20 protein-coding genes and 1 pseudogene are annotated in these 23199 nt (G+C 37.3%); 1 reads left to right on the forward strand and 20 read right to left on the reverse strand.

Annotated features, from left to right (window positions below; translation table 11 throughout):
* Window positions 1-265 precede the first annotated feature (265 nt).
* From uvrA to ACQKIM_RS02720, 3 genes are all read right to left on the reverse strand, one after another.
* Complete coding sequence (uvrA, locus tag ACQKIM_RS02710) at window positions 266-3130, reverse strand: excinuclease ABC subunit UvrA (protein WP_427538679.1); 2865 nt, start codon at window positions 3128-3130, stop codon at window positions 266-268.
* 7 nt (window positions 3131-3137) lie between these two features.
* A complete protein-coding gene (gene uvrB, locus ACQKIM_RS02715; protein WP_427538682.1) occupies window positions 3138-5117 on the reverse strand; it encodes an excinuclease ABC subunit UvrB in 1980 nt (659 codons plus the stop codon).
* A gap of 495 nt (window positions 5118-5612) precedes the next feature.
* Window positions 5613-5855, reverse strand: a complete 243-nt coding sequence (locus ACQKIM_RS02720) for an IDEAL domain-containing protein (protein ID WP_427538685.1) — start codon at window positions 5853-5855, stop codon at window positions 5613-5615.
* Window positions 5856-6082: 227 nt separating this feature from the next.
* Here ACQKIM_RS02720 and ACQKIM_RS02725 point away from each other — a divergent pair, with 227 nt between their 5' ends.
* Window positions 6083-6592: a competence protein ComK gene (locus tag ACQKIM_RS02725; protein WP_427538688.1), complete on the forward strand. Its 510-nt coding sequence runs from the start codon at window positions 6083-6085 to the stop codon at window positions 6590-6592.
* Window positions 6593-6652: 60 nt separating this feature from the next.
* Here ACQKIM_RS02725 and prfB read toward each other — a convergent pair.
* From prfB to ACQKIM_RS02810, 17 genes and pseudogenes are all read right to left on the reverse strand, one after another.
* Window positions 6653-7757, reverse strand: a protein-coding gene (prfB, locus tag ACQKIM_RS02730) for a peptide chain release factor 2 (RefSeq protein WP_427538691.1) whose coding sequence is annotated in 2 segments (ribosomal slippage) — window positions 6653-7681 and window positions 7683-7757 — 1104 coding nt in all. Because the reading frame shifts where the segments join, the coding sequence is not laid out codon by codon here.
* Window positions 7758-7903: 146 nt separating this feature from the next.
* Complete coding sequence (locus ACQKIM_RS02735) at window positions 7904-8452, reverse strand: competence protein ComK (protein WP_427538694.1); 549 nt, start codon at window positions 8450-8452, stop codon at window positions 7904-7906.
* A 463-nt stretch (window positions 8453-8915) separates the two neighbouring features.
* Window positions 8916-11426 carry a preprotein translocase subunit SecA gene (secA, locus tag ACQKIM_RS02740; RefSeq protein WP_427538697.1) on the reverse strand — a complete coding sequence of 837 codons (2511 nt, stop codon included), beginning with the start codon at window positions 11424-11426 and terminating at the stop codon, window positions 8916-8918.
* Between the two features lie 150 nt (window positions 11427-11576).
* Window positions 11577-12128, reverse strand: coding sequence for a ribosome hibernation-promoting factor, HPF/YfiA family (gene hpf / locus ACQKIM_RS02745; RefSeq protein WP_054770145.1), 552 nt, complete (start codon window positions 12126-12128; stop codon window positions 11577-11579).
* An 89-nt stretch (window positions 12129-12217) separates the two neighbouring features.
* On the reverse strand, window positions 12218-12598 hold the full coding sequence (locus ACQKIM_RS02750) for a PilZ domain-containing protein (RefSeq protein WP_427538701.1): 381 nt from the start codon (window positions 12596-12598) through the stop codon (window positions 12218-12220).
* Window positions 12599-12939: 341 nt separating this feature from the next.
* Window positions 12940-13302 carry a flagellar protein FliT gene (locus ACQKIM_RS02755; protein WP_427538704.1) on the reverse strand — a complete coding sequence of 121 codons (363 nt, stop codon included), beginning with the start codon at window positions 13300-13302 and terminating at the stop codon, window positions 12940-12942.
* Window positions 13299-13703: a flagellar export chaperone FliS gene (gene fliS / locus ACQKIM_RS02760; protein ID WP_427538707.1), complete on the reverse strand. Its 405-nt coding sequence runs from the start codon at window positions 13701-13703 to the stop codon at window positions 13299-13301. Before fliS ends, ACQKIM_RS02755 begins: the two co-directional genes overlap by 4 nt.
* 42 nt (window positions 13704-13745) lie before the next feature.
* Complete coding sequence (gene fliD / locus ACQKIM_RS02765) at window positions 13746-16031, reverse strand: flagellar filament capping protein FliD (RefSeq protein WP_427538710.1); 2286 nt, start codon at window positions 16029-16031, stop codon at window positions 13746-13748.
* A gap of 28 nt (window positions 16032-16059) precedes the next feature.
* The gene (locus tag ACQKIM_RS02770; RefSeq protein ID WP_427538713.1) at window positions 16060-16446 is read right to left on the reverse strand and encodes a flagellar protein FlaG; all 387 of its coding nucleotides are present in this window, start codon (window positions 16444-16446) and stop codon (window positions 16060-16062) included.
* 628 nt (window positions 16447-17074) lie between these two features.
* Complete coding sequence (locus ACQKIM_RS02775) at window positions 17075-17692, reverse strand: hypothetical protein (RefSeq protein WP_427538716.1); 618 nt, start codon at window positions 17690-17692, stop codon at window positions 17075-17077.
* A 69-nt stretch (window positions 17693-17761) separates the two neighbouring features.
* Window positions 17762-18082, reverse strand: coding sequence for a hypothetical protein (locus ACQKIM_RS02780; RefSeq protein ID WP_427538719.1), 321 nt, complete (start codon window positions 18080-18082; stop codon window positions 17762-17764).
* A gap of 19 nt (window positions 18083-18101) precedes the next feature.
* Window positions 18102-18242: pseudogene (locus ACQKIM_RS02785) on the reverse strand (hypothetical protein); the annotation flags it as partial.
* Between the two features lie 261 nt (window positions 18243-18503).
* Window positions 18504-19637 (reverse strand): UDP-4-amino-4,6-dideoxy-N-acetyl-beta-L-altrosamine transaminase, encoded by a 1134-nt coding sequence (pseC, locus tag ACQKIM_RS02790; protein WP_427538722.1) that lies wholly within the window; start codon window positions 19635-19637, stop codon window positions 18504-18506.
* Complete coding sequence (locus ACQKIM_RS02795) at window positions 19621-19974, reverse strand: DUF4910 domain-containing protein (protein ID WP_427538725.1); 354 nt, start codon at window positions 19972-19974, stop codon at window positions 19621-19623. Before ACQKIM_RS02795 ends, pseC begins: the two co-directional genes overlap by 17 nt.
* Window positions 19971-21017, reverse strand: coding sequence for a pseudaminic acid synthase (gene pseI / locus ACQKIM_RS02800; RefSeq protein WP_427538728.1), 1047 nt, complete (start codon window positions 21015-21017; stop codon window positions 19971-19973). Before pseI ends, ACQKIM_RS02795 begins: the two co-directional genes overlap by 4 nt.
* Window positions 21014-21982 (reverse strand): UDP-2,4-diacetamido-2,4,6-trideoxy-beta-L-altropyranose hydrolase, encoded by a 969-nt coding sequence (gene pseG / locus ACQKIM_RS02805; RefSeq protein WP_427538731.1) that lies wholly within the window; start codon window positions 21980-21982, stop codon window positions 21014-21016. The genes pseI and pseG overlap by 4 nt, the downstream gene beginning before the upstream one ends.
* Window positions 21982-22704 carry a cytidylyltransferase domain-containing protein gene (locus ACQKIM_RS02810; protein WP_427538734.1) on the reverse strand — a complete coding sequence of 241 codons (723 nt, stop codon included), beginning with the start codon at window positions 22702-22704 and terminating at the stop codon, window positions 21982-21984. Before ACQKIM_RS02810 ends, pseG begins: the two co-directional genes overlap by 1 nt.
* Between the last annotated feature and the right edge of the window lie 495 nt (window positions 22705-23199).

Here is a 23199-nt window from a genome sequence, read left to right on the forward strand (position 1 = left end):
CCGGCTGGGCGCTTTCCTGGAGGCGTCCAGCCTCCACTCCAATCAATTTATTCACATGACATACGTTTGAATAGAATGTCATCCAACTTTTAAAGTTTATCGATAAACTTTTACTTTTTATCACCCAACTTTTGAAGTTTATCGACTAACTTTCACGTTTTATCACCCAACTTTTAATTTTTATCGACATCCGCCTTCGCAGTATGCCCTTTATCTTAAAAAAGTTCGCAAATCTCCTTAGGAAATTTGCGAACTTTTTGGGACTTTATTGAGAAGCTTTGGCTAAAACAGCTTCCATACGTAGACGATCTCTTGTTAATATTGGCTTTAAATATTTACCTGTATACGAGCCACTGACTTCAGCGACTTCTTCTGGTGTACCTGTCGCCACAATCGTACCGCCTTTGTCTCCACCTTCAGGCCCTAGATCGATAATGTAGTCTGCTGTTTTGATGACATCTAAATTATGTTCGATGACTAGCACTGAATCGCCATTTTCTACAAGGCGCTGTAAAACAACAAGTAAACGTGCAATATCATGCGCATGTAAGCCCGTTGTCGGCTCGTCTAAAATGTAGAACGATTTTCCTGTAGAACGACGATGCAATTCAGAGGCTAATTTCACACGCTGTGCCTCACCGCCAGACAAGGTAGTAGCAGGCTGTCCTAATTTCATATAGCCTAATCCAACATCCACAATTGTTTGTAGCTTACGTTGGATCTTTGGAATATTTTCAAAGAATACTACTGCATTTTCAATGGTCATATCTAAAATATCTGCAATACTTTTATCTTTATACTTCACTTCCAATGTTTCACGATTGTAGCGTTTACCGTGACAGATCTCACAAGGTACGTAAACATCTGGTAGGAAATGCATTTCTATTTTAATAATCCCGTCACCGCGACATGCCTCACAGCGGCCACCTTTAACATTAAAGCTAAAACGTCCTTTTTTATAACCACGTACCTTTGCCTCATTTGTTGTAGCAAAAACATCACGAATATCATCAAAAACTCCTGTATAAGTTGCAGGGTTAGAACGAGGTGTACGACCGATTGGAGATTGGTCAATATCAATAACTTTTTCAAGCTCCTCCATCCCTGTCACTTCTTTATGCTCTCCAGGCTTAACCTTTGATCGATTTAGCTTTTGGGCCAATGATTTATATAAAATTTCGTTTATTAGCGTAGATTTTCCTGAGCCTGAAACCCCTGTCACTGCTACAAATAGACCAAGAGGTATATCGATTTTCACATTACGTAGATTATTTTCCTTGGCACCTTTAATGGATAGTTTACGACCATTTGGCTGACGTCGCTCAATTGGCAAAGGAATGAACTTTTTGCCACTTAAGTATTGCCCTGTCAAAGATTTCTCATTACCCATGACTTCCTGTGGCGTTCCTGCCGCCACAATTTGACCTCCATGAACTCCCGCACCAGGCCCAACATCAATAAGGTAGTCTGCTGCTAGCATTGTGTCCTCATCATGTTCGACTACAATAAGCGTGTTACCAATATCACGCATATTTTGCAATGTATTAATAAGACGATCATTGTCTCGTTGATGCAAGCCGATGGATGGTTCATCTAAAATATAGAGAACACCTGTTAAGCGCGAGCCGATTTGCGTTGCAAGGCGAATACGTTGAGCTTCTCCTCCTGAAAGTGTACCTGCCGCTCGGCTTAATGTTAAATAATCTAAACCGACGTTTACAAGAAAGCCGAGACGTTCTCCAATTTCACGTAAGACAAGTCGAGCAATTTTCATATCCTTTTCTGATAAATCCAGCTCTTTGAAAAATGCATTTGCCTCCTGAATGGAATACTGCGTCACTTCTCCAATATGCTGATCAGCAATTTTCACAGCTAATGTTTCTGGTTTTAAGCGATAGCCTTTACAAGAAGGACAAGCTTGCTGAGCCATATATTTCTCCATCTGCTCACGGACATAATCAGACGTTGTCTCTTTAAAGCGACGTTCCACATTGCGTACAACGCCCTCGAATTCAATCATTTGATCTCTGACATTACCAAACTCATTTTCATAATGAAAATGAATTTTATCTTTACCAGAACCGTATAAAATTTTATCCATTTTTTCTTTTGGAATATCCTTTACAGGAACATCCATCGGTATTTCATAGTGATCACATACTGCCTTTAGTAGCTGTGGATAATATTGGGAGCTTGTTGGTTCCCACGGAGCTATAGCATTTCCTAATAATGTACGATCCCAATCTGGTACTACTAAATCTAAATCGACTTCTTGTGTTGAACCTAGTCCATCACAGCTTGGACAGGCACCAAAAGGACTATTAAATGAAAACATGCGTGGCTCTAGCTCCCCAATAGAAAATCCACATAATGGGCAGGCATGATGCTCACTAAATAATAGCTCCTCATGCTCCATGACATCGACAAGAACACGTCCATCTGCTAAGCGTAACGCTGTTTCTAAGGAATCACTAAGACGAGCTGCAATACCTTCCTTCATCACAACACGATCGACTACGACTTCAATGGAGTGCTTCTTGTTTTTATCAAGTTCAATGGCATCATCTAAATCTCGTAATTCGCCATCAATACGGACACGCACAAAGCCTTGCTTTTTTAAATCTTCCAATAGCTTTACATGTGTCCCTTTACGTCCAGATACCATTGGCGCGAGAAGCTGCATCTTTGTTCGTTCTGGATACGTTAATAAGCGATCGACCATTTGCTCAATCGTTTGGGAAGTAATTTCAATGCCATGATTTGGACAAATAGGCTTGCCAATACGTGCATACAGTAAACGTAAATAATCATAGATTTCTGTTACCGTACCCACTGTTGAACGCGGGTTACGGCTCGTTGTTTTTTGATCAATCGAAATAGCAGGGGATAAGCCCTCTATCGCATCAACATCTGGTTTGTCCATTTGACCGAGAAATTGACGAGCATAGGCAGAAAGAGACTCTACATAACGACGTTGCCCCTCAGCATAAATCGTATCAAATGCTAATGACGATTTCCCTGAGCCTGATAAACCTGTTAATACAACTAATTGATCTCGTGGAATTGTCACATTAATATTTTTTAAATTATGTGCTCGTGCGCCTTGCACGACGATTTCAGTATTTTTCACAAGTCATTCACCCTTCTGCCTTCAATTCAAATATTGTATCGCGAAGCTCAGCAGCACGCTCGAAATCCAGTGCTTTTGCCGCTTCCTTCATTTCTACTTCTAGTGAAGCTAATAATTGCTCCTTCTCCACCTTTGTCAGCTTTTTGCCTTTTGTTGCCTTTGTTACATAGGATTCCTCTTCCTCAGCAACCTGTGACGCACGTATCACATCAGGGATTTTCTTAACAATCGTTTTTGGTGTAATACCATGTTCTTCGTTATACGCCATTTGTAATAAACGACGACGTTTCGTTTCCTCAATGGCCTTTTTCATGGAATCCGTTCTATTGTCTGCATACATAATGACATGACCATTGGCATTACGTGCAGCACGTCCAATAGTTTGAATTAATGAGCGTTCCGAGCGTAAAAACCCTTCCTTGTCAGCATCTAGAATTGCCACAAGTGACACCTCAGGAATATCTAGCCCCTCTCTCAAAAGGTTAATGCCAATTAACACATCATAAGTCCCTTTACGAAGCTCACGAATAATTTCAATACGTTCGAGTGTTTTAATCTCAGAATGCAGATATTCCACCTTTAAGCCCATTTCTTTCAAATAAGCTGATAAATCCTCTGACATTTTTTTCGTCAACGTTGTAACGAGCACTCGTTCATCACGAGCAATACGCCCCTGAATCTCATCGATTAAATCATCAATTTGCCCTTCAATAGGACGTACGTCAATTTGTGGATCAAGCAGCCCAGTTGGACGAATAATTTGCTGCACCATTTCCGGCGTATGCTCAAGCTCATATGGACCAGGTGTTGCCGATACATAAATAGCCTGATGTATATGTTTCTCATATTCTTCAAAACGTAAAGGGCGGTTATCAAGAGCTGACGGTAAACGGAAACCATGATCGACTAGTACACCTTTACGTGCCTGGTCACCATTGAACATTCCTCGAACTTGCGGCAGTGAAACGTGACTTTCATCAACTACCAGTAAAAAGTCATCAGGGAAATAATCAAGCAAAGTATAAGGAGTCGCTCCCGCTTCACGTAATGTTAAATGACGCGAATAGTTTTCAATCCCTGAGCAAAAGCCCATCTCACGCATCATTTCTAAATCATAGCGAGTGCGTTGCTCTAAACGCTGAGCCTCTAATAATTTATCCTCAGCACGTAAAAGAGCAAGTCGTTCCTCCAACTCTTTTTCAATATTTTCAATGGCTTTTCGCATTTTTTCTTCTCGTGTAACGAAGTGGGATGCTGGGAAAATAGCGACATGATCTCGATCTGATAAAATCTCACCTGTTAACGCATCTACTTCTCGAATGCGGTCTATTTCATCTCCGAAAAACTCTATGCGAATACAATGTTCATCTCGGGATGCTGGGAATATTTCCACCACATCCCCACGTACTCGGAACGTTCCGCGAGTAAAGCTGACATCATTGCGCTCATACTGAACATCTACCAGTTTTCGTAGCAGCTGATTACGTTCAATTTCCATTCCTGTACGAATTGATACAACCATTTCACGATATTCCTCTGGAGAACCTAAACCATAAATACAGGATACAGAAGCAATAATAATAACATCATCACGCTCAAATAATGCAGATGTGGCAGAGTGACGTAATTTATCGATTTCATCATTTATGCTTGAATCTTTTTCAATATAAGTATCTGTCTGTGGTACATAGGCCTCTGGCTGAAAGTAATCATAGTAGCTGACAAAGTATTCCACAGCATTATTCGGGAAAAACTCTTTAAATTCACTATACAATTGACCAGCTAGTGTTTTATTGTGTGCCATAATCAGTGTTGGTTTTTTGATCTGCTGGATAACGTTAGAGATGGTAAACGTTTTTCCTGTTCCTGTTGCACCAAGTAATGTTTGATGACGTTTACCTGCACGTACACCCTCCACTAATTCTGCAATTGCCTGTGGTTGATCCCCATTAGGCTGATATGGCGCTTGTAAATCAAATGCTTGCACACACGCCCCCGTCCTTTCCTTCCAATTTGTACATTTATTTTAGCATAGCAGCACTAAAATTTCGAACATTTAACGAACGAATGTTTGTAAATTGTTTTCTCTTTCGCTAATATGACAGTATAATTATTTATCATTCAAGTATATTGTGGAGCACCTTTCTACTCCTATAATAGCCGCTTCATCCAGTTTTCAAGCTCTTCAGCTGAACGGATTCCTTTTAATGCCTAGTTTTCTTAAATATTGAGCAGAGAACATGTTTCTTAGTGGTTCCTCCCCGTTGTTGAGTAGTATTTACGCTTTTGAGCAACTCTTCTCACTCTACTCTTTTTGAGTGACTCCCATCAATTAAGGAGATTCCACTCTTATTGAGCGATTCCCGTCACTAATCGAGCAAATCCCCCCCTTTTTCCGAGCAACTTTACCAGTTAATTCTTTTACTAATTTGTACACAAAAAAATCCCGCCCTCCAATTTTCGGGAGAGCGGGCTCGTCATATTATTCACTTGCTGCTTGGCGTAATACTGTTAGTTCATGTGCGTATAGATGAAATGCCTTTTCATCTTTTTCATCGAGTGCTCTATCTACCAGAACCATGAGCTGCTCTTCACGATGCATACGCTGGATTTGATTTAAAAATAAATCTAAATAAATCTCGTTCAATAATTTCTCTGCCTCATCAACTTTCTTTGACTGACCAACGGCTTTTAGAAAATCTGTATACGAATAATATTTATCCAACGATCTCACCTCGATCCTTTTCTAAATTATATGAAAATTGAAATTAAAAAGCAATGCTTAAGAACTGAAAATAACTTGGATTAGCCACTAATCTCTGTTCATTTAAAGTAAACTCTCTACACGTTTTCTTCATTTATCAATAGGTTTCACGATTAATCTATATTGTCAATAATTTATTTTATCCTCTACACTACAGCTATCAATAGAAAAAAGGAGGAACTCCATTTATGCAAACAAACTATGTCAATGGATATTTAATGTCTTTCAACACCTATTTACTTGAACCTGTCCAACATGGGTCAAAAATCTTCACACGGGTTATTGACAAACATAATGAGCTAATCGTTACTCGTAAACCTATGCACGTACTACGAAAAACTTGTATCTCACTTGGAACAACCTATGAAGCTGCGAAATATTCCGCTAAACGCTTTTTTGGCAATCAGCATAAACTACCAATCGTAGTAGCTTTTGATTATGGTTTCCCATGTATCTTTTTACCAACTTATTCTCCGAACTCCATTCATAATATTTGGATTGGACTTCACGCCATTTCGAATATTATACCGAGTAAATTAGGCTGTATTATCACGCTAAAAAACGATAAGCAAATAGAATTACCTATTCAATATGCATCTATCAGTAAACAATTTGTCAATGCATCAATGCTCTATAAGTATTACATGAATGAACGAAAGAGCATTAGTCATGATGCCCCCTATCATCCACCTTTCTAAAATTGAATAAAAAAATTCCCTTCAGGTGCACAAAGTTTCTGTGCCCTTGAAGGGATCTTATTAGCCAATTTTTGAACGTAAGTATGCATTAATGAATGGATCTAAATCGCCATCCATCACTGCTCCTACATTACCTGTTTCTTCATTTGTACGATGATCCTTCACCATTGAATATGGATGGAATACATATGAGCGAATTTGTGAGCCCCAGCCGATTTCTTTCTGCTCACCACGAATTTCATTTAACTGTGACTGTTGTTTATCCAGCTCTAATTGATATAATTTACCTTTCAACATTGTCATCGCTTTTTCACGGTTTTTAATTTGTGAGCGTTCAGCCTGACATTGTACAATGGTACCGGTCGGGATGTGAGTAATGCGGACAGCTGAGTCTGTTGTATTAATATGCTGACCACCTGCACCTGTTGCACGATACGTATCAATCTTTAAATCCTCTGTACGAATATCAATTTCGATATTGTCATCGAATTCAGGCATGACATCGCAAGATACAAAAGATGTATGGCGACGACCTGAAGAATCAAATGGAGAGATACGCACTAGACGATGAACTCCTTTTTCAGCCTGTAAATATCCGTAAGCATTGTGACCTTTAATGGACAATGTTACTGATTTAATGCCTGCCTCATCACCTGGTAAATAATCCACTGTTTCAACTTTAAAACCACGTTTTTCTGCCCAGCGTGTATACATACGAAGAAGCATAGATCCCCAGTCTTGAGACTCTGTACCACCTGCTCCTGGATGAAGCTCCAAAATTGCATTATTTTGGTCATATGGGCCACTTAATAACAGTTGTAGCTCAAAATCACTTATTTTTTGCTGAAATTCTACTAGTTCTTTCCCTAGTTCCTCTTGCAATTCTTCGTCCGGCTCTTCACGTAAAAGCTCTAGTGTCATATCTAAATTCTCATGTGTTTCTATTAAATCTTTATATTCATTGACAATTGCTTTTAGGCCATTTCCTTCATTAATGACAACTTGCGCAGCTTGTTGGTCATCCCAGAAGCCTGGCTCTAGCATCATTTCATCTAATTCCTGAATACGCGCCTCTTTATTTTCTAAGTCAAAGAGACCCCCTGAAATCCGCCAGTTTTTTGGCTGAAGTGTCTAATGCATTACGTACATCTGCTAATTCAATCATTGTTAAATCCTCCGGACATAATTAATGAGGCTATCCTTGAAAAATGTATTAGAAATACCAATAGCTTTAGCCCCGTATTTTATTATTATAACGTTTTTACGTCAGAAAACATACTTTTTTAAAATATCAGCATGATGCCTAACAGTTTATTCAAATTGAACTTCATTCTCATACAAGGTATTGAATGTTGGCATACGTTGAAAGACTTTTACTCGATCATATTGAACATGTAGGTGCTTAGTACGATTCTCCAGTTTATATTTTAATAAAAAGGCTCTTTGAATTCGATATTCAAATACATTCACACTAATATCTACATCGAATTCATTACCATCCATAAAAAATACTTTTGTGTTCTTTTTATCTATAGCTTGATAATCCTCTATATGATGTACAGCAAACCACATACATTCTGGTCGTCGATATGATCTACTTGGAAACCAAACATTATTACTTTGCTCATGAACAATTATAGGATTCTTATTGAGCTTGCCAAGTATCATTTTGGAGCCATCAAAAGCTCCCCTTAAACTAGAGCCAAAATAACGTAAATTAAAGTCCATCAATTTTGTTGGCGGTAATTTCGATATAAATTGATTATCCCTTTCTATTACACGTGTACACAAGTTTCCAAAGGCATCATACACAGGCATATACAGCATCGTTTCACTTCTCATAATGTTCTCTTTATGCATCGATATTCCCCCTTATGAAATTTATGTTTATATTCAGCAGTAAAAGGGAATATACTAAATATATATTGGTATACCCCAATGTATATCCTCGAGACGGTCCCCCAGACTGTTTACTCGAGGATTTTTTTATCCACACATACACCACCCCCTTTTCTTCAAAGAAAGCTTGTTCAAACTAATCAATGACGAGGGAATAAGTTTCCTCTGTTAATATTCCTGCTAGCACTTAATACATCTATTTTATTATCCAAACAGTTACTTTTACTTATAAAATATAGAATTAGGAGATAAAAAGTATTTTTTTGTTGAACTAAATCCCTATTGATTTACAGCTATTGTATACTCATATATTTCAATTGTCTATAAATTCTGACTTTTTTCTACTTATTTTCCTTCATTAGCTATTTTTAAATATAGAAAAAGATCATTTTAACACGAGGCTAAAATGATCTTTTTTCAGTTATTATTGAGCTGCACCATGGCAGTTTTTAAATTTCTTACCACTTCCGCATGGACATAAATCATTACGTCCAATATTTTCAGCCTTACGCACCGGTTGCTTTTTAGGAGCAGAACCGCCATCCTCTTTCGGATTAACAGCTTGACCTTTGGCAACTTCTTCACGCTCTAAATTATTGTGGATTTCTGCCTTCATCGCATATTTTGCTACATCTTCTCGGATCGAAGCAACCATATCCTCAAACATAGCAAAGCCTTCTTGTTGATACTCACGAAGGGGGTCGTTTTGACCATATGCGCGAAGATGAATACCTTGGCGCAGCTGATCCATTGCATCAATATGATCAATCCACTTTGTATCAATTGAACGTAATAAAATAACTTTTTCAAATTCACGCATTCGCTCTGGTGTAAGATTTGTCTCTTTTTCATCATAACGCACATGTACTGCATCTGAAATCATCTGATTAATATCCTCTGCAGCTTTACCTTGAAAATCTTCCACCTTAAGCCCGCCTTCATCAAGCAGGTTCGCAGCAACAAAATCTTCAATAGCTTTTAAATTCCAATCTTTTTGCTCGCCTTGCGTAAACATGCCCACCACATTGTCAATTGTCTCTTGAATCATAGACTCAACAAGCACACGCATATTTTCTGTTTCGAGTACATCATAACGCTCTTTATAAATAATCTCACGCTGTTGGCGTAATACATCATCATATTGTAATAAACGTTTACGTGCGTCAAAGTTATTGCCTTCTACACGTTTTTGAGCTGATTCGACTGCCTTCGACACAACCTTGGATTGCAGCGGCTGTGAATCATCCATACCAAGTCGCATCATCATGGATTTCATATTATCAGAGCCGAAACGACGCATCAGTTCATCTTCTAGTGACAGATAAAATTGTGTAACCCCTGGATTCCCCTGACGACCAGAACGACCACGTAGCTGATTATCGATACGACGAGATTCGTGACGCTCTGTACCTATAACGGCTAAACCGCCAAGCTCCATTACACCTTCCCCTGGTTTAATATCAGTACCACGACCAGCCATATTCGTTGCGATTGTCACTGCACCCTTCGTACCAGCATTCGCAATAATTTCTGCTTCACGTTCATGGTTTTTCGCATTCAAAACATTATGAGGAATTTTATGTTTATCTAATAAATTTGAAATAATTTCAGATGTTTCAATCGCAACTGTACCAACTAGAACAGGTTGTCCAGCTCTATGACGCTCTGCAATATCTGCAGCTACCGCTTTATATTTCCCTTCCATTGAAGCAAAAATTAAGTCTGGACGGTCATCACGAGCAATTGGCTTATTCGTAGGAATAGCTATAACACTCATATTGTAAATATTACGGAATTCCTCTTCCTCTGTTTTCGCTGTACCAGTCATCCCAGCAAGCTTTTGGTACATACGGAAGTAGTTTTGGAAGGTGATTGTCGCCATTGTCATTGACTCATTTTGAATTTCTACGCCTTCTTTGGCCTCAATGGCTTGGTGTAGTCCATCTGAATAGCGGCGACCTTTCATTAAACGACCTGTAAAGCCATCAACAATGATAATTTCGCCTTCCTGTACAACATAGTCCACATCATTATGCATACTTACATGTGCTTTTAACGATTGATTAATAGCATGGTTTAAGCGAACATGTGTTAAATCAAATAAATTGTCAACACCAAATGCTTTCTCTGCTTTTTCTACACCAGCATCTGTTAACGTAACGCCTTTTGTCGATTCCTCATATGTGTAATCTGTTTCCGCATTTAACATACGAACAAACGCATTAGACTGTTTATAAAGCTGTGCTGATTTCCCAGCCTGACCTGAAATAATCAATGGTGTACGCGCTTCGTCGATTAAAATCGAGTCTACCTCATCGATAACCGCATAATGAAGTGGACGCTGTACACGCTCCTCTTTATAAAGCACCATATTATCACGTAAATAGTCAAAGCCCAGCTCATTGTTCGTACCATACGTAATATCCGCTTCATAGGCCGCACGTTTCTCTTCTTTTGATAGGCTGTTCAAGTTTAAACCAACCGTTAAGCCTAAGAAGTTATAAAGCTCCCCCATTTCTGCAGCATCACGACTTGCTAAATATTCATTGACTGTGACAACATGTACTCCTTTTCCAGTAAGGGCATTCAAATAAACAGCCATTGTAGCCGTTAATGTTTTCCCCTCACCTGTTTTCATTTCTGCAATATTCCCTTCATCGAGTGCAGAGGCACCCATAATTTGAACGCGGAATGGGTACATCTCTAATACACGCTTCGATGCTTCACGACAAACTGCAAAAGCTTCCGCTCGAATCGAATCTAAATTCTCTCCGTCGGCAAAGCGTTTTTTAAATTCTTCTGTTTTTGCTTGTAATTGATCATCTGAAAGCTGCTCCATTTGAGAAGCAAAGCTCTCTACCTGGTCAGCGATTTTTTCTAATTTTTTTAACTCACGTTTATTGAAATCAAATAATTTATTTAATAGGTTTGCCATGAATTTTTTCACTTCCTATATAGTCTCAAATTTCATTTTACCATTGCGTAACAGTTTCATGCAAACAGTCTCCCTAGTCAGTAAGGCTGTTATTGGAATTATAGACTAAAAAAAGCTCCCGCTATAGCGAGAGCCTCTATGCCTGTGAAGTTAAGTTGTTTCGATTAAGCCGTATTTACCATCCTTGCGTTTATAGACAATATTCGTACCATTGGATTCAGCATCTGTAAAGACATAGAAATCATGACCTAGCATATTCATTTGTAGTACAGCTTCTTCTTGATCCATTGGTTTTAAATCAAATTGCTTTGTACGAACAATTGAGTATTCTTCTTCCTCAGGTACTGCATCTACAGTTGCTTGTGAAGTAGCAAAATAAAGGCCTGCACCCTCGCGCTCACGGAATTTACGGTTTACCTTTGTTTTATGCTTACGAATCTGACGTTCTAATTTATCAACGATTAAATCAACCGCAGCATACATATCATTATGACGCTCTTCTGCACGAAGAGTTAAATTTTTCATTGGAATAGTAACTTCCACTTTAGTCTGTTTGTCATTATAAACCTTTAAATTTACGTTAGCGTTGGCGTTAACATCTTCGTTAAAATAACGTTCAACTTTGTCGATTTTATTCTCTACATACTCTCGAATAGCTGGAGTTACCTCAATATTTTCACCACGAATGTTAAAGTTTAACATGTAAACTCCTCCTTTATAACTGCTATACTATCTAATTCTACACAAGTGTGTGGAATTCCTCTAAATTAATTCTTTTTTTCACAAAAAATTTACGAATTATTTTTAATTTTTGCCTCAGCCGCTTCTTTTTTTCGACGCAATTTTAATTCTTCGACAATCAAATCCTCAACAGCCCCTTGATTATTGAAAAACACACCATATTGCTTGCCATTTCCAAAAGGACGACTCCAAATGATTTCTCCATAAGCCCGTACCTCTCTAGTATCAAGCACAAAACGGAGATCCAAAGGAGGAGGATTAACGCCTAAATCCACCTCAGTAAACATTTTTAAACCACGTGGACTAATATCAAGCAACTCAGCCATGGCTGTTTGCTCTTGATTGACCCTGCCATCCTCATATATAGCAAAAGTCATTGTAATCGGTTCTTCGAATTTAAATCGAAAGCCTTCTTGACGCTTAAATATCATTTTCCCACCCCAATACTTTTCCAAACATTTATTTAGCTTGATTATGACACGAATGCACGATTTACATCCAGAGGGAATAAGTAACATATTTTACCGTTTTATGAACTAAATAATGACCATATAGGCTTATGTCTATTCCTACCTTTAAAACGCTTTAAAAATATAGGTTTTTTCATAAACGTGTTCTAGTTTCGGTCTTTTCTCATAATAAAGGAGACCATCAATTGGTGATGGTCTCCATATTGTTGACAAATCATAAAAATTCATATTATTAATTTTTTTAGTACCGTGAAATACAAGCATTGCCTACACTTAAGTTATACAAGAACAATAAATATATACTATTTTTTACCATCATAGTACATACCATCCATAACACGTACATTACTATAAGGGTTTAAATATTGTTGTTCAGACTTCTTTGATTGCTGTAAGTTCTTCATATCTATTTTGATAGCAATCATTACCTTTTCAAGTCTACTTTGAATGCCTTGATCTAATTCAATTAGATGTGGTGTTAACTGATGACCTTCAAGTGTTACATTACTAGAAGCCAAAACCTCATCAAGGAGTTGCCCCCGCTTATCGAGCAAGTTTTCTATCTTTACGATATAAGTATCACGTTCCTCACCTTCAGCTATTTCATTCAAGTGTTCATAAAGTTGCGCTGATGTCGCAAGTAATTTTTCAATAGGACCCATCATATTTGATTAGCATTCCCATATTGTTGTTGTCGATTTATACGAAGTACTTCCTTCCAAGTATCACGAAATTCAGTGACTAAGCCTTCCACTTCTTCAATAATCGCAATATCGCTTTTTACATTTGCTTCTATTAAACGTCTATTCATATATTCATATAATGCTAACATATTTTTTGAAACCTCAATGTCCATATTTAAAGTTAACATGAATTCATTTATAATGGCTTGGGCTTTTTGAAGATTTTTGTTTTTATCGACGATGTTTTTCTCAACAATAGCCTCTTTTGCCTTATGCAAAAATTTAAGACAGCCATTATAGAGCATAAGCGTTAACTCACCTGGTGATGCCGTAGTGACACTATTTTGTTTATATACATTATGTGCTGATGTTTGCGCTGCCAATTGAGACAACTCCTTTACATGACCTTTTAACTACATTATACCTTATTTTCCACCAAATTGCGCTAAAGCACCTGATTGTGAGTTTGCCTTATTTATAGCTTGCTCCATTGCAGTGAATTGCTTCCAGTATCGAGTCTCTACATTTTTTAGTCGTTCTTGTAATTTTGTAATACGTTCATCGGTTGAGATTAAAGATTTACCCAATGCAAATTGACCGTCGGTCATCGTTGCACGTCCAGCTTTACTCTCGATTTTTTGCATAAAGTCCGTAACTGATTTACGCATACGTACTAACAGTCCGCGCGTATCCTCACCTGTCGTTATATCCTTTGTACCCGATTGTGTCAACGTATTTACTACACGATCAGGGTCATCTGTTAATGCTTTACGTAACTTCGTATCATCAATAATTAACTTACCACCATCTTTATAAGAACTAGAAGTGGTGATACCCATTTCGGCAAGTGTATCTATCACATTATCCCCTTGGCCATTAACTCGCCCACCTAGCGCATTACGCATATCACTTAACCCACTACGTAGAATGGCATCACTACGTAAAAGGCCGCTTTTTGCTTTTTCATCCCATAATTTTTGTTCACTTTCTGACATATCCTTACGTTGTTCCGCTGTTAGAGGTGCATAAGCACGGTATTTCGACTCAGTTAACTGGTCATTAATACCCGCTATTAACTCATTATATTTGTTTACAAATTCTTTTATTTTGTCCACCATGGTATCGATGTCATTAGTAGAAGTTACACTTACTCCATCAGTTGGTGTACCAATTATAGAATTATTGGCATCATTAATATTCCCCTCATTGAAGGTACCATTCAAATTAATATCATAGCCTGAGATATTTACAGAATTAGATCTACTTTCCATGACTAAACCGTTAACTGCATAGACTGCATTTTGACTTCTATTCGCAGCTAAATCTATATTTCCATCACTGGTAACTTGACCTTGTGTAAGGAAACCCAATTGGCCTAAAAGCTGTTTCCCAGAACTATCTGCTGCTCCTCCAACTTGAATTTCACTTGTTACATTCGAATCTTTTGCTTTACCTGTATTATTGGTGGACATAGTTATTTGACCATTTGAGAAAATTGCTGTCACGCCTGCACCTGAAGAATTTAAACGCTTAATGAACGAATCAATCGTATCATCTTTCGTAAATGAAATTGACGTTTCTTTCATTTCTCCATTTGCTTGTATAACATTTAATGTTAGCTTATCCTCACCACCATCAAGCCCCAGACCTAAATGACCTAATTTACTACTACCTGTTGTTTGTTGCCCTTGTGAAGTATCTTGGATAAAATGGGAATTGCTAGTAGTAGCTGTTTTTTTAATACCCAGTTGTGTAAGTATTTTATAGGAGCTATCATCTGCTGCTGTTACTGACTTTTTAGTATCTGTAGCAGCAATAGAAAACTTTCCTGTACTTTTATCGTAAGATGCTTTCAGACCAGAATCAATAGCGTTTAATTTACCTAGAAGCGAGTCGATTGTATCATCCGCTTCGATCGTAAATGATTTTACGTCGTCCCCGACTTTTAAAGCTAATGTACCAGTTGTAAAACCAAGGTCAGTTAATTTTGTTTCTTTTGATGCATTCGTTTTACCATCAGCTAATTTAATAGCTGTTGATTGATTAGTAGTTGTAAAACCAAACTCTTTTAACTTTTCCTCACTCGCACTATCTGCAAATGAGTAACTAACATCTTTACCACCAATTGTCAGTCTTCCTGTCGATGCATCAAATTTAGAGTCCTTTAAACCAACTTCATCACTCTGTAATTTTGCAACAAAGCTATCAATTGTTTCATTTTGACTGAATGTGATTGTTTTTTCACTTGTTGTTGATACACCATTGGTATCCGTTGTGGTTACGTTTAACTTAATCTCTCCACCAGTAACACCAAGATCATTTAAAGTATCTCCGCCATTGACATAACGGTGTGTCGTATTTTGTACATTTTTAACGCCCGTACTAGCATTTGTTGCAAGTTGTTTGACTGCTTGGATATCTAAGCTTCCAGCAGCACCAGAACCTGCCTTTGCAGATACTTTGCTACTGTTTGTACCACTTATACTAGGCGTTTTCGTTACAAATTTATTCGACATTATTAAATTGTCAAATGTATAGTTACTAAATGTGTTTAATTTTGTATTTATACTACGGTATGCATCCCGTTGCCATTCATATTTAGTTTTTTGTTGTTGTAATTTGTATAATGGCGCACGTTCAGCATTCATTATTTTTTCTACTAAAGCATCAATATCCATACCTGATACTAGTCCACCTACACGATTAATCATAATTCCATTCATCCTCCTACTATTTCAATTAGATTTTTTCATCTACAATCATTCCTACCATTTTTTGCATTTCATAAAATGCGTCGAGCAATTTTTTTGGTGGAATCTCTTTGACAACTTCATCTGTATCCCTGTTCACAACCGCTACATAATAACGTTCTAAGCCTTCATGGTATACAAATTTTGAAGAACTTTGATTAATCTCCAGAAAATCATTTACTGCAACAATGGCTTGCAGAAGTTTTTCTTTTGAAATTTCTTGCTCGTCAACAACAGTAGTTATATTTTCTACTACTGGTTGAGAATCGACTTTAGTAAAAACATTAGATGTTACACTTCCCTGCCCATTAACAACTTTCGCATTATTTGTAGCAGAGCTTGTATCAATAGATTGTCCTTGCGCAGCGATACGCATTGTACTCAACCTCCTAAACTTTTCTTTTCTTATCAATATTATCGGAAGCATTTTGTATTGTTTCACGTTTTTGGTTAAACAAAAATGATTGAGGCGTTTAAAGACCTATAAATTCATTCTCAGTTCTCGCTTAAAAATTTCAGAAATTTCGGTAAAATTCATTTTCACATTGTCCTAATATACAGTTTATATAAACATCTAAATGACATTTTAGTAATACTTTAAAAACCTCGTACCTAGCAGAAGATTCAGAATTTTAGGCATATATTATTAATCAAAATATCCATTTTATTTTTTAAAAAATTTCTTTCTAGTGAAATGAAATGCTCTACCAATGGCTTGTTTTAATAAAGATGTACTGCCTGCACACCAAAAAGTTCTTATTGAGCCAAGAATTTAAAATGCCTTCAAAATGTATTTATAGTTTGTATCAATATTAAAGGTATCAAGGAAGTTGCTTTCTATTAATGGATGGATGGATGGATTAATATTATTACGATTAATTCCCCCTCAATTCAAGTCCTTTCAATTTATAATTTTACTTTCATATCGTGCTATGCTGCTGACTTTTTCTACTGCTTCTTCTTCAGTCAATTTGCAAACACCAATATAAATCTTACACTTTGGCTCAGTACCTGAAGGCCGAATACAAATTCAGGAACCATTCTAATATGTATTTCAAAACATCTGCTGTTGGTAAAGACAATGGTTTTGCTTCGCCATTTGCAAAGTTTGCAAGCCCTGCTGCATAATCTTCTATGATTGCAACAGAAATTCCGTCAATTTCTTTTAATGGCATTTCGCGTAATCTCTTCATTATACTCGCTATTTTTTTCTGTCCTTCCACAACCTCAAATGTGGAAGACAATAGCTTTTCTTGATAGTGTCCATAGCTTTCATAAAGTGCCTTGAGTGCGTCTAACAATGTATGATTTTTTTCATGATAATAAGCAGCTATTTCTGCTGTTAGTAATGCTATTTGTACAGCATCCTTTTCACATACAAAGTCACCTGCCAAATATCCATAACTTTCTTCATAACTAAAGATAAATGTATCTACTCCAGACGCCTCAAACTCTGCTATTTTTTCAGCGATATATTTAAAGCCAGCCAGGGTGTCAATAACTGCCACATCATAAGATTTCGCAATCGCAGTTCCTAATTCATACGTCACAATTGTTTTTAGCATTGCTGCATTACCAGGTAATATACCTGCTTTTTGTCTACTTGTTAAAACATATTGCAAGAGAAGTGCTCTAGTTGGTTACCACTTAGTAATGTATTTCCTTCTCCATTTGTAAATAGCTACTCCGAGTCAATCAGCATCTGGATCTGTTGCAAGTAATAAATCAGCCCCAACTTGTTGTCCAAGTTTCATTGCCATATTGAACGATGCTCGTTCTTCAGGCTTCGGATAGCTTACTGTGGGAAAATATGCACGCATCGCTGGGATAAGACCAGATCCATGGAGCGGTGTATAAACAATCGATAAATCTTTCGTGTTTTCTAATTTCCATACTAACGTTTGTAGTGCTTGGTGATATGTATCATCAATTTTTTTTAGAATTTCTGTGCAGTAGCCTGATGAAAGTAAAACTTTTTTATAAAGAAGGAAGTGTAAAGATATCTTCAACATTTTTCATATGCATAACAATTTAATCTGCAAACTGAGGTGTCAATTGTGCTACATCTTCACGATAAACTTTAAAACCATTATAATCTTTAGGATTATGACTTGCTGTAATAACGATACCTGCAAATGTCGTTAAATAACGCACAGCAAAGCTTAACATTGGTGTAGGTCGGCTTTCCTCAGAAAGGAGCCCCCTACACCTATCACTAGTAGAACATTTGCACTTTTTATGACTTCATTTGCAACTCGTTAAATTGCAAATATATCGTGAAGTGTACTTTGATTGTAATGAGAAACATCGTGTAGACTATCAACCTGAGTAATTGAGATAGTGTTTATCGTTTGTAATTTAATCATGCTTTCAGCTCCTGAAAAAAGCTTGCCCTAACTTAAAGCAAGCCAAAGTTGTTACTATTTACTCTGGCTATTCAAGCAATTCTTTAAGATTCGACACAATAATGGCTAAATCTTCTGTTGTCATTCTTGGATGAATTGGCAATGTTAACGCTTTTTCATACCAGCTTTCTGCTTTAGGACACAATCCTCGTTGATATCCTAACTGCTGATAATAAGGATGCCAGTAAACAGGAATATAGTGCACATGCACACCGATATTCAACGCTCGCATTTGTTCAAATATGAATTTACGTGAAACACCCTCAAGTTGTACCATATATAAATGCCAACCTGATTTAGTCCTTTCAAGTTGTTGAGGTATAATTATTTTTTCTTCATTTTGGAATGATTCTGTATACAAAGTTGCTATTTCGCGACGCTGTTTAATAAAAGCATCCAGCTTCTTCAATTGAGATAAACCCAGTGCTGCCTGTAAATCCGTCATCCGGTAATTATAACCCAAGTCCGTCATTTCATAATACCAACCACCTTGATTAGCTGAATATTCAGTATGCGCTATACCATGGCTACGGAATAACTGGAGTTTACGATAATATTCTTCATTGTTTGTTACGATGATGCCACCTTCTGCTGTCGTAATAGGCTTGACAGGATGAAAGCTAAACATTGTCATATCTGCCTGTGTACCAACCTTTTTTCCTTTATACTCGGCACCGAGTGAATGTGCACCATCTTCAATAACAACTAAATTATACTCACGAGCGATGTCCATGATTGCATCCATATCGGCAGGCTGACCTGTAAAATCTACAGGAATAATAGCCTTCGTGTGAGAAGTAATTTTCTTTTTCACTTCAATCGGATCAATATTGTACGTTCGTGCATCAATATCGGCAAAAACCACTGTTCCACCCATATAACGAACACAGTTAGCACTTGCCGCAAATGTTATTGGTGCTGTAATGACTTCATCGCCTTCTCTTACGCCTGCTGCATAACAAGCTGCATGAAGTGCTGCGGTTCCATTGCAAAAAGCAACCGCATATTTTGCATCAACATATTCTGCAATACCCTGTTCAAATTGTTGAACCATTGGACCCTGTGTTAAAAAAGGAGAGCGCAGTGTTTCAACTACTACTTGTATATCTTCTTCATCAATAGCTTGGCGACCATAGGATAAATACTCAGTTAATTTTTTCATACCTACTCCTCTTTTCTAAAGCAGAAATAATAGGTGGATTAATTTTTGGTAATTTACCATCTAAAAACTGGTCCACACTATCGTTATTATATTGGTTATAAACAAAACCTAAATGCTGTGGTAACCAGTCAGTAGTAACCCAGAGTTTACCTCGAATAACCCATTCTTTAGGGATTTCCCAATCAAATAGTTGAGTGCCTGAAGGAACCCCTTCCAATTTTAACGGGATATATTCTTCTAAAATTTGGATTGTCTCTCGAACACCTTGTCCTGTAATACTGTGCATTATAGGAAAAAGCCGATCGAATAGTCTATCCATTTCTTGTATTTCGTTCACAGTAAAAGCTCCCAACTTAAAGGTGTCCCTTTTTTCACATCTTTTTTGATTGCCTTGCCTAATACTAAATCATAATATTTCGTAGATAAGCCAAGGCCAGGACGCACATTTCGAACATTTTCTTCTGTTAAAATATCGCCTGCTTTTAAATCTTCCCCTATGTATAAAGAACGTCTGAATTTTGTGGAATCCTTCTCAGCATCAGTTGGCCCATATTGAATTTGTCCTAAGCTTTGCCATGCACGCTCTGTTTCCTCAACTAACATTTTTAGCTCATGCGGTTCCATGGAAAATGCAGAATCCACTCCCCCCTCTGTACGAGAAGTTGTAAAATGTTTCTCTATAACGGATGCTCCAAGGGTTACTGCGGCAACCGAAACCCCAACCCCCATCGTATGATCCGATAAACCGATCTCCGTTCCAAATAGTTCACGCATATGTGGTATAGTAGCTAAATTAGAGTTAGCTGGTGTTGCTGGGTACGTACTTGTACATTTTAATAATACAATTTGATGATTGCCTTCAGCTCTCGCAGCGCGAACCGCTTCATCAAGCTCTGCAGCTGTCGCCATACCTGTCGAAATAATTATTGGTTTACCTGTTCGTGCAACTTTTCGAATTAATGGTATATCCACATTTTCAAAAGAAGCAATTTTATAGGCAGGTACATTCAATGTTTCTAAAAAATCAACAGCGGTTTCATCAAATGGTGAACTGAATGCAAGTAATCCATGCGCCTTTGCACGGTTAAAAATCGCCTCATGCCATTCCCAAGGTGTATACGCTTCCTTATATAAATTATAAAGAGAGTTTCCCTTCCAAAGGTTTGCATCATCTTGAATAAAAAATTCATCGGTATGTACATCTAATGTTATGGTATCCGGTGTATAGGTTTGTAACTTTAAAGCATCTACACCTGCTTGTGCCGCTAAATCCACTAGATGTAAGGCTCTTTCTAAAGATTGATTGTGGTTACCTGACATTTCTGCAATAATAAATGGTTTTGTATGCTTACCAATTTCTTTATTTCCAATTTTAATCATCGTAACAACTCCATTATTTTTAATCTCCAAGCATTCGATTGTTCTGTAACTGTTAATTGTAGACCCGTTTTTTGTAAAGCTTCTACATTTATACTTCTTAAATTATTTAACAAAGTTTTATACGTTTCTACTGTTACCTCTTCATGCCAGCCTAAATTAATAACTGCCCCGAGTTTAGCAGCATAGTTGGTTGTAATTCGTTGATTCTCTGCTACAATTGTACTTGATGACGGCAAGCCGATATAGAAGCGCTCCCACATCGTACTTCCTCCTGTACCAATTGAAAAGTCTGCTTGTAGCATTAGCTGTGCCATATAGTTTATTTGACAGTGGTAATGATAGCCTCTCTCGCTACAAATTTGTTCAATTTTCTCTTTATGCATATTTCCATTACCGACTACGACATCAATATGAACAAACTCAACTTGTATTAATGCATCTAATATTTTCAACGTTTCATTTGTTGGATCTGTACCACCCATAAATACTAGAAGGTATTGGATACCATCACTTCTTTTACGTGACTCTTGGCGAGCAGCAATAAACTCATCACGCATTATTAAATAGTTTGGCCCAAGTAGCTTAATACAGTTTTTAGGCACTAAACCGTCATAACGTGCTTTAAAGTTAGGTACCATATTTTGATCGAGCAATATATCACAATCATGTGCTCTTGCCAAATCATCTATTGCCATTATCTTTTTAGTAAATTGTCTGATATCACGCTCCCACTGAATATCAATTTTATAATGATCGATAATATAAAGTTCAGCCTTTTCGGCCTGAAATATGGTTTCATAGCCTTGTTGAGTGACAAAACTGATTAAATTTCCTGCTAGTGGCTCCATCCAAAATCGCACATCACAGCCACAACGTTGTAAATTTTGAGCTATCGTTAAACATCGCATGACATGACCAGTACCCATTTTTACAGACGCATCTGTGCGGATTATCACTTTTATCATTAAATCACCGGCTTCTGCTCAATATGTGCATTGAGAATTGCAACTTTAGGTTTTTCCTGTAAATAACGAATAACCTCTGCACTCGAAATAAGTGGACTTTTAAAATGTTTTGCTACTGCTGAAATCAAATCGTAATCTTCCTTTGTATCTAACGTAATACGAAACTCAGGGGCCTGACGATTCTTAGGGGCTTTATAAGTAATCGCTTTAAATTGTTCTGCATATTCATATGCATAATACGTTACATGTTCACGATGACGAGGCTCCTTGCCAAGTTCATGAATACGCAGTAAAGCCTCATAAGAAATCATCTCAACGGCTAATCCTCGTGGTAAATGCCCATCAATTAATACAATATCTTTTCTTTTACTTGCCATTAATGCAACAATATCACTAGCCATCTCATAATCAACAAAAGGGCAATCCGATGTTACACGCATAACGTAATCAGGTTTATATATTTTAGCACATTGTACATAACGATCTAACACGTCCTCCTCCGCCCCTCGGAAGCACGCCACATCATGAGCCTTACACCAATTTTCAATCGTATCATCTTGCGGCAAATCACTTGTTGCGACAATCACTTCACTCACACCATGAATCGCCCTGCAACGTTTTACATCATATGTCAGTACATCTACATCACCAAGTGGCTTTAAAATTTTCCCTGGCAAGCGGGATGAACCCATTCTTGCTTGAATGATTATAATAGTCTTCATATGAAACCTCCGATAAATTAAAATTCCTTCATTTTTATTGTGACGATAGCTTAGTAAAGAGCAAACACGGGATTTCTTGGATAATTGGATAAGACAATAAACTTTCACTTGAGAAGTAGGCTCCATCAACTTTTTCTAGTGGCAATTTAGCAACAGGGCAACTCCAATTAAAAGAAATTTCGAACGACAAATTTAAATCCAACATCAATTTTTAATATCGATGTTGGATTTAAAGCGTTTAAGTTCTTGTCCATAGCTTTGTGTAGTTTTATTTTATAGCCTAGATTTACAGCATACTCATATAATTTATATATCCGTTGTGATCCACTCTATTCATTTACCTTCATTTGTAGCTAGTTCATAACACAGTTTTACAAGTAATATTTTAGCGCTCCACTTTCTCTTCTACCATTTAGCTCAATAGCTTAGAAAGTAAACACCATACCGAATTTCCAGTTACAAGTAACTCAAATATATTTCCCGCATCTACAAGTA

It is taken from the genome of Lysinibacillus sp. NPDC047702 (genome assembly GCF_050272555.1).
Classification (GTDB): Bacteria; Bacillota; Bacilli; order Bacillales_A; family Planococcaceae; genus Lysinibacillus.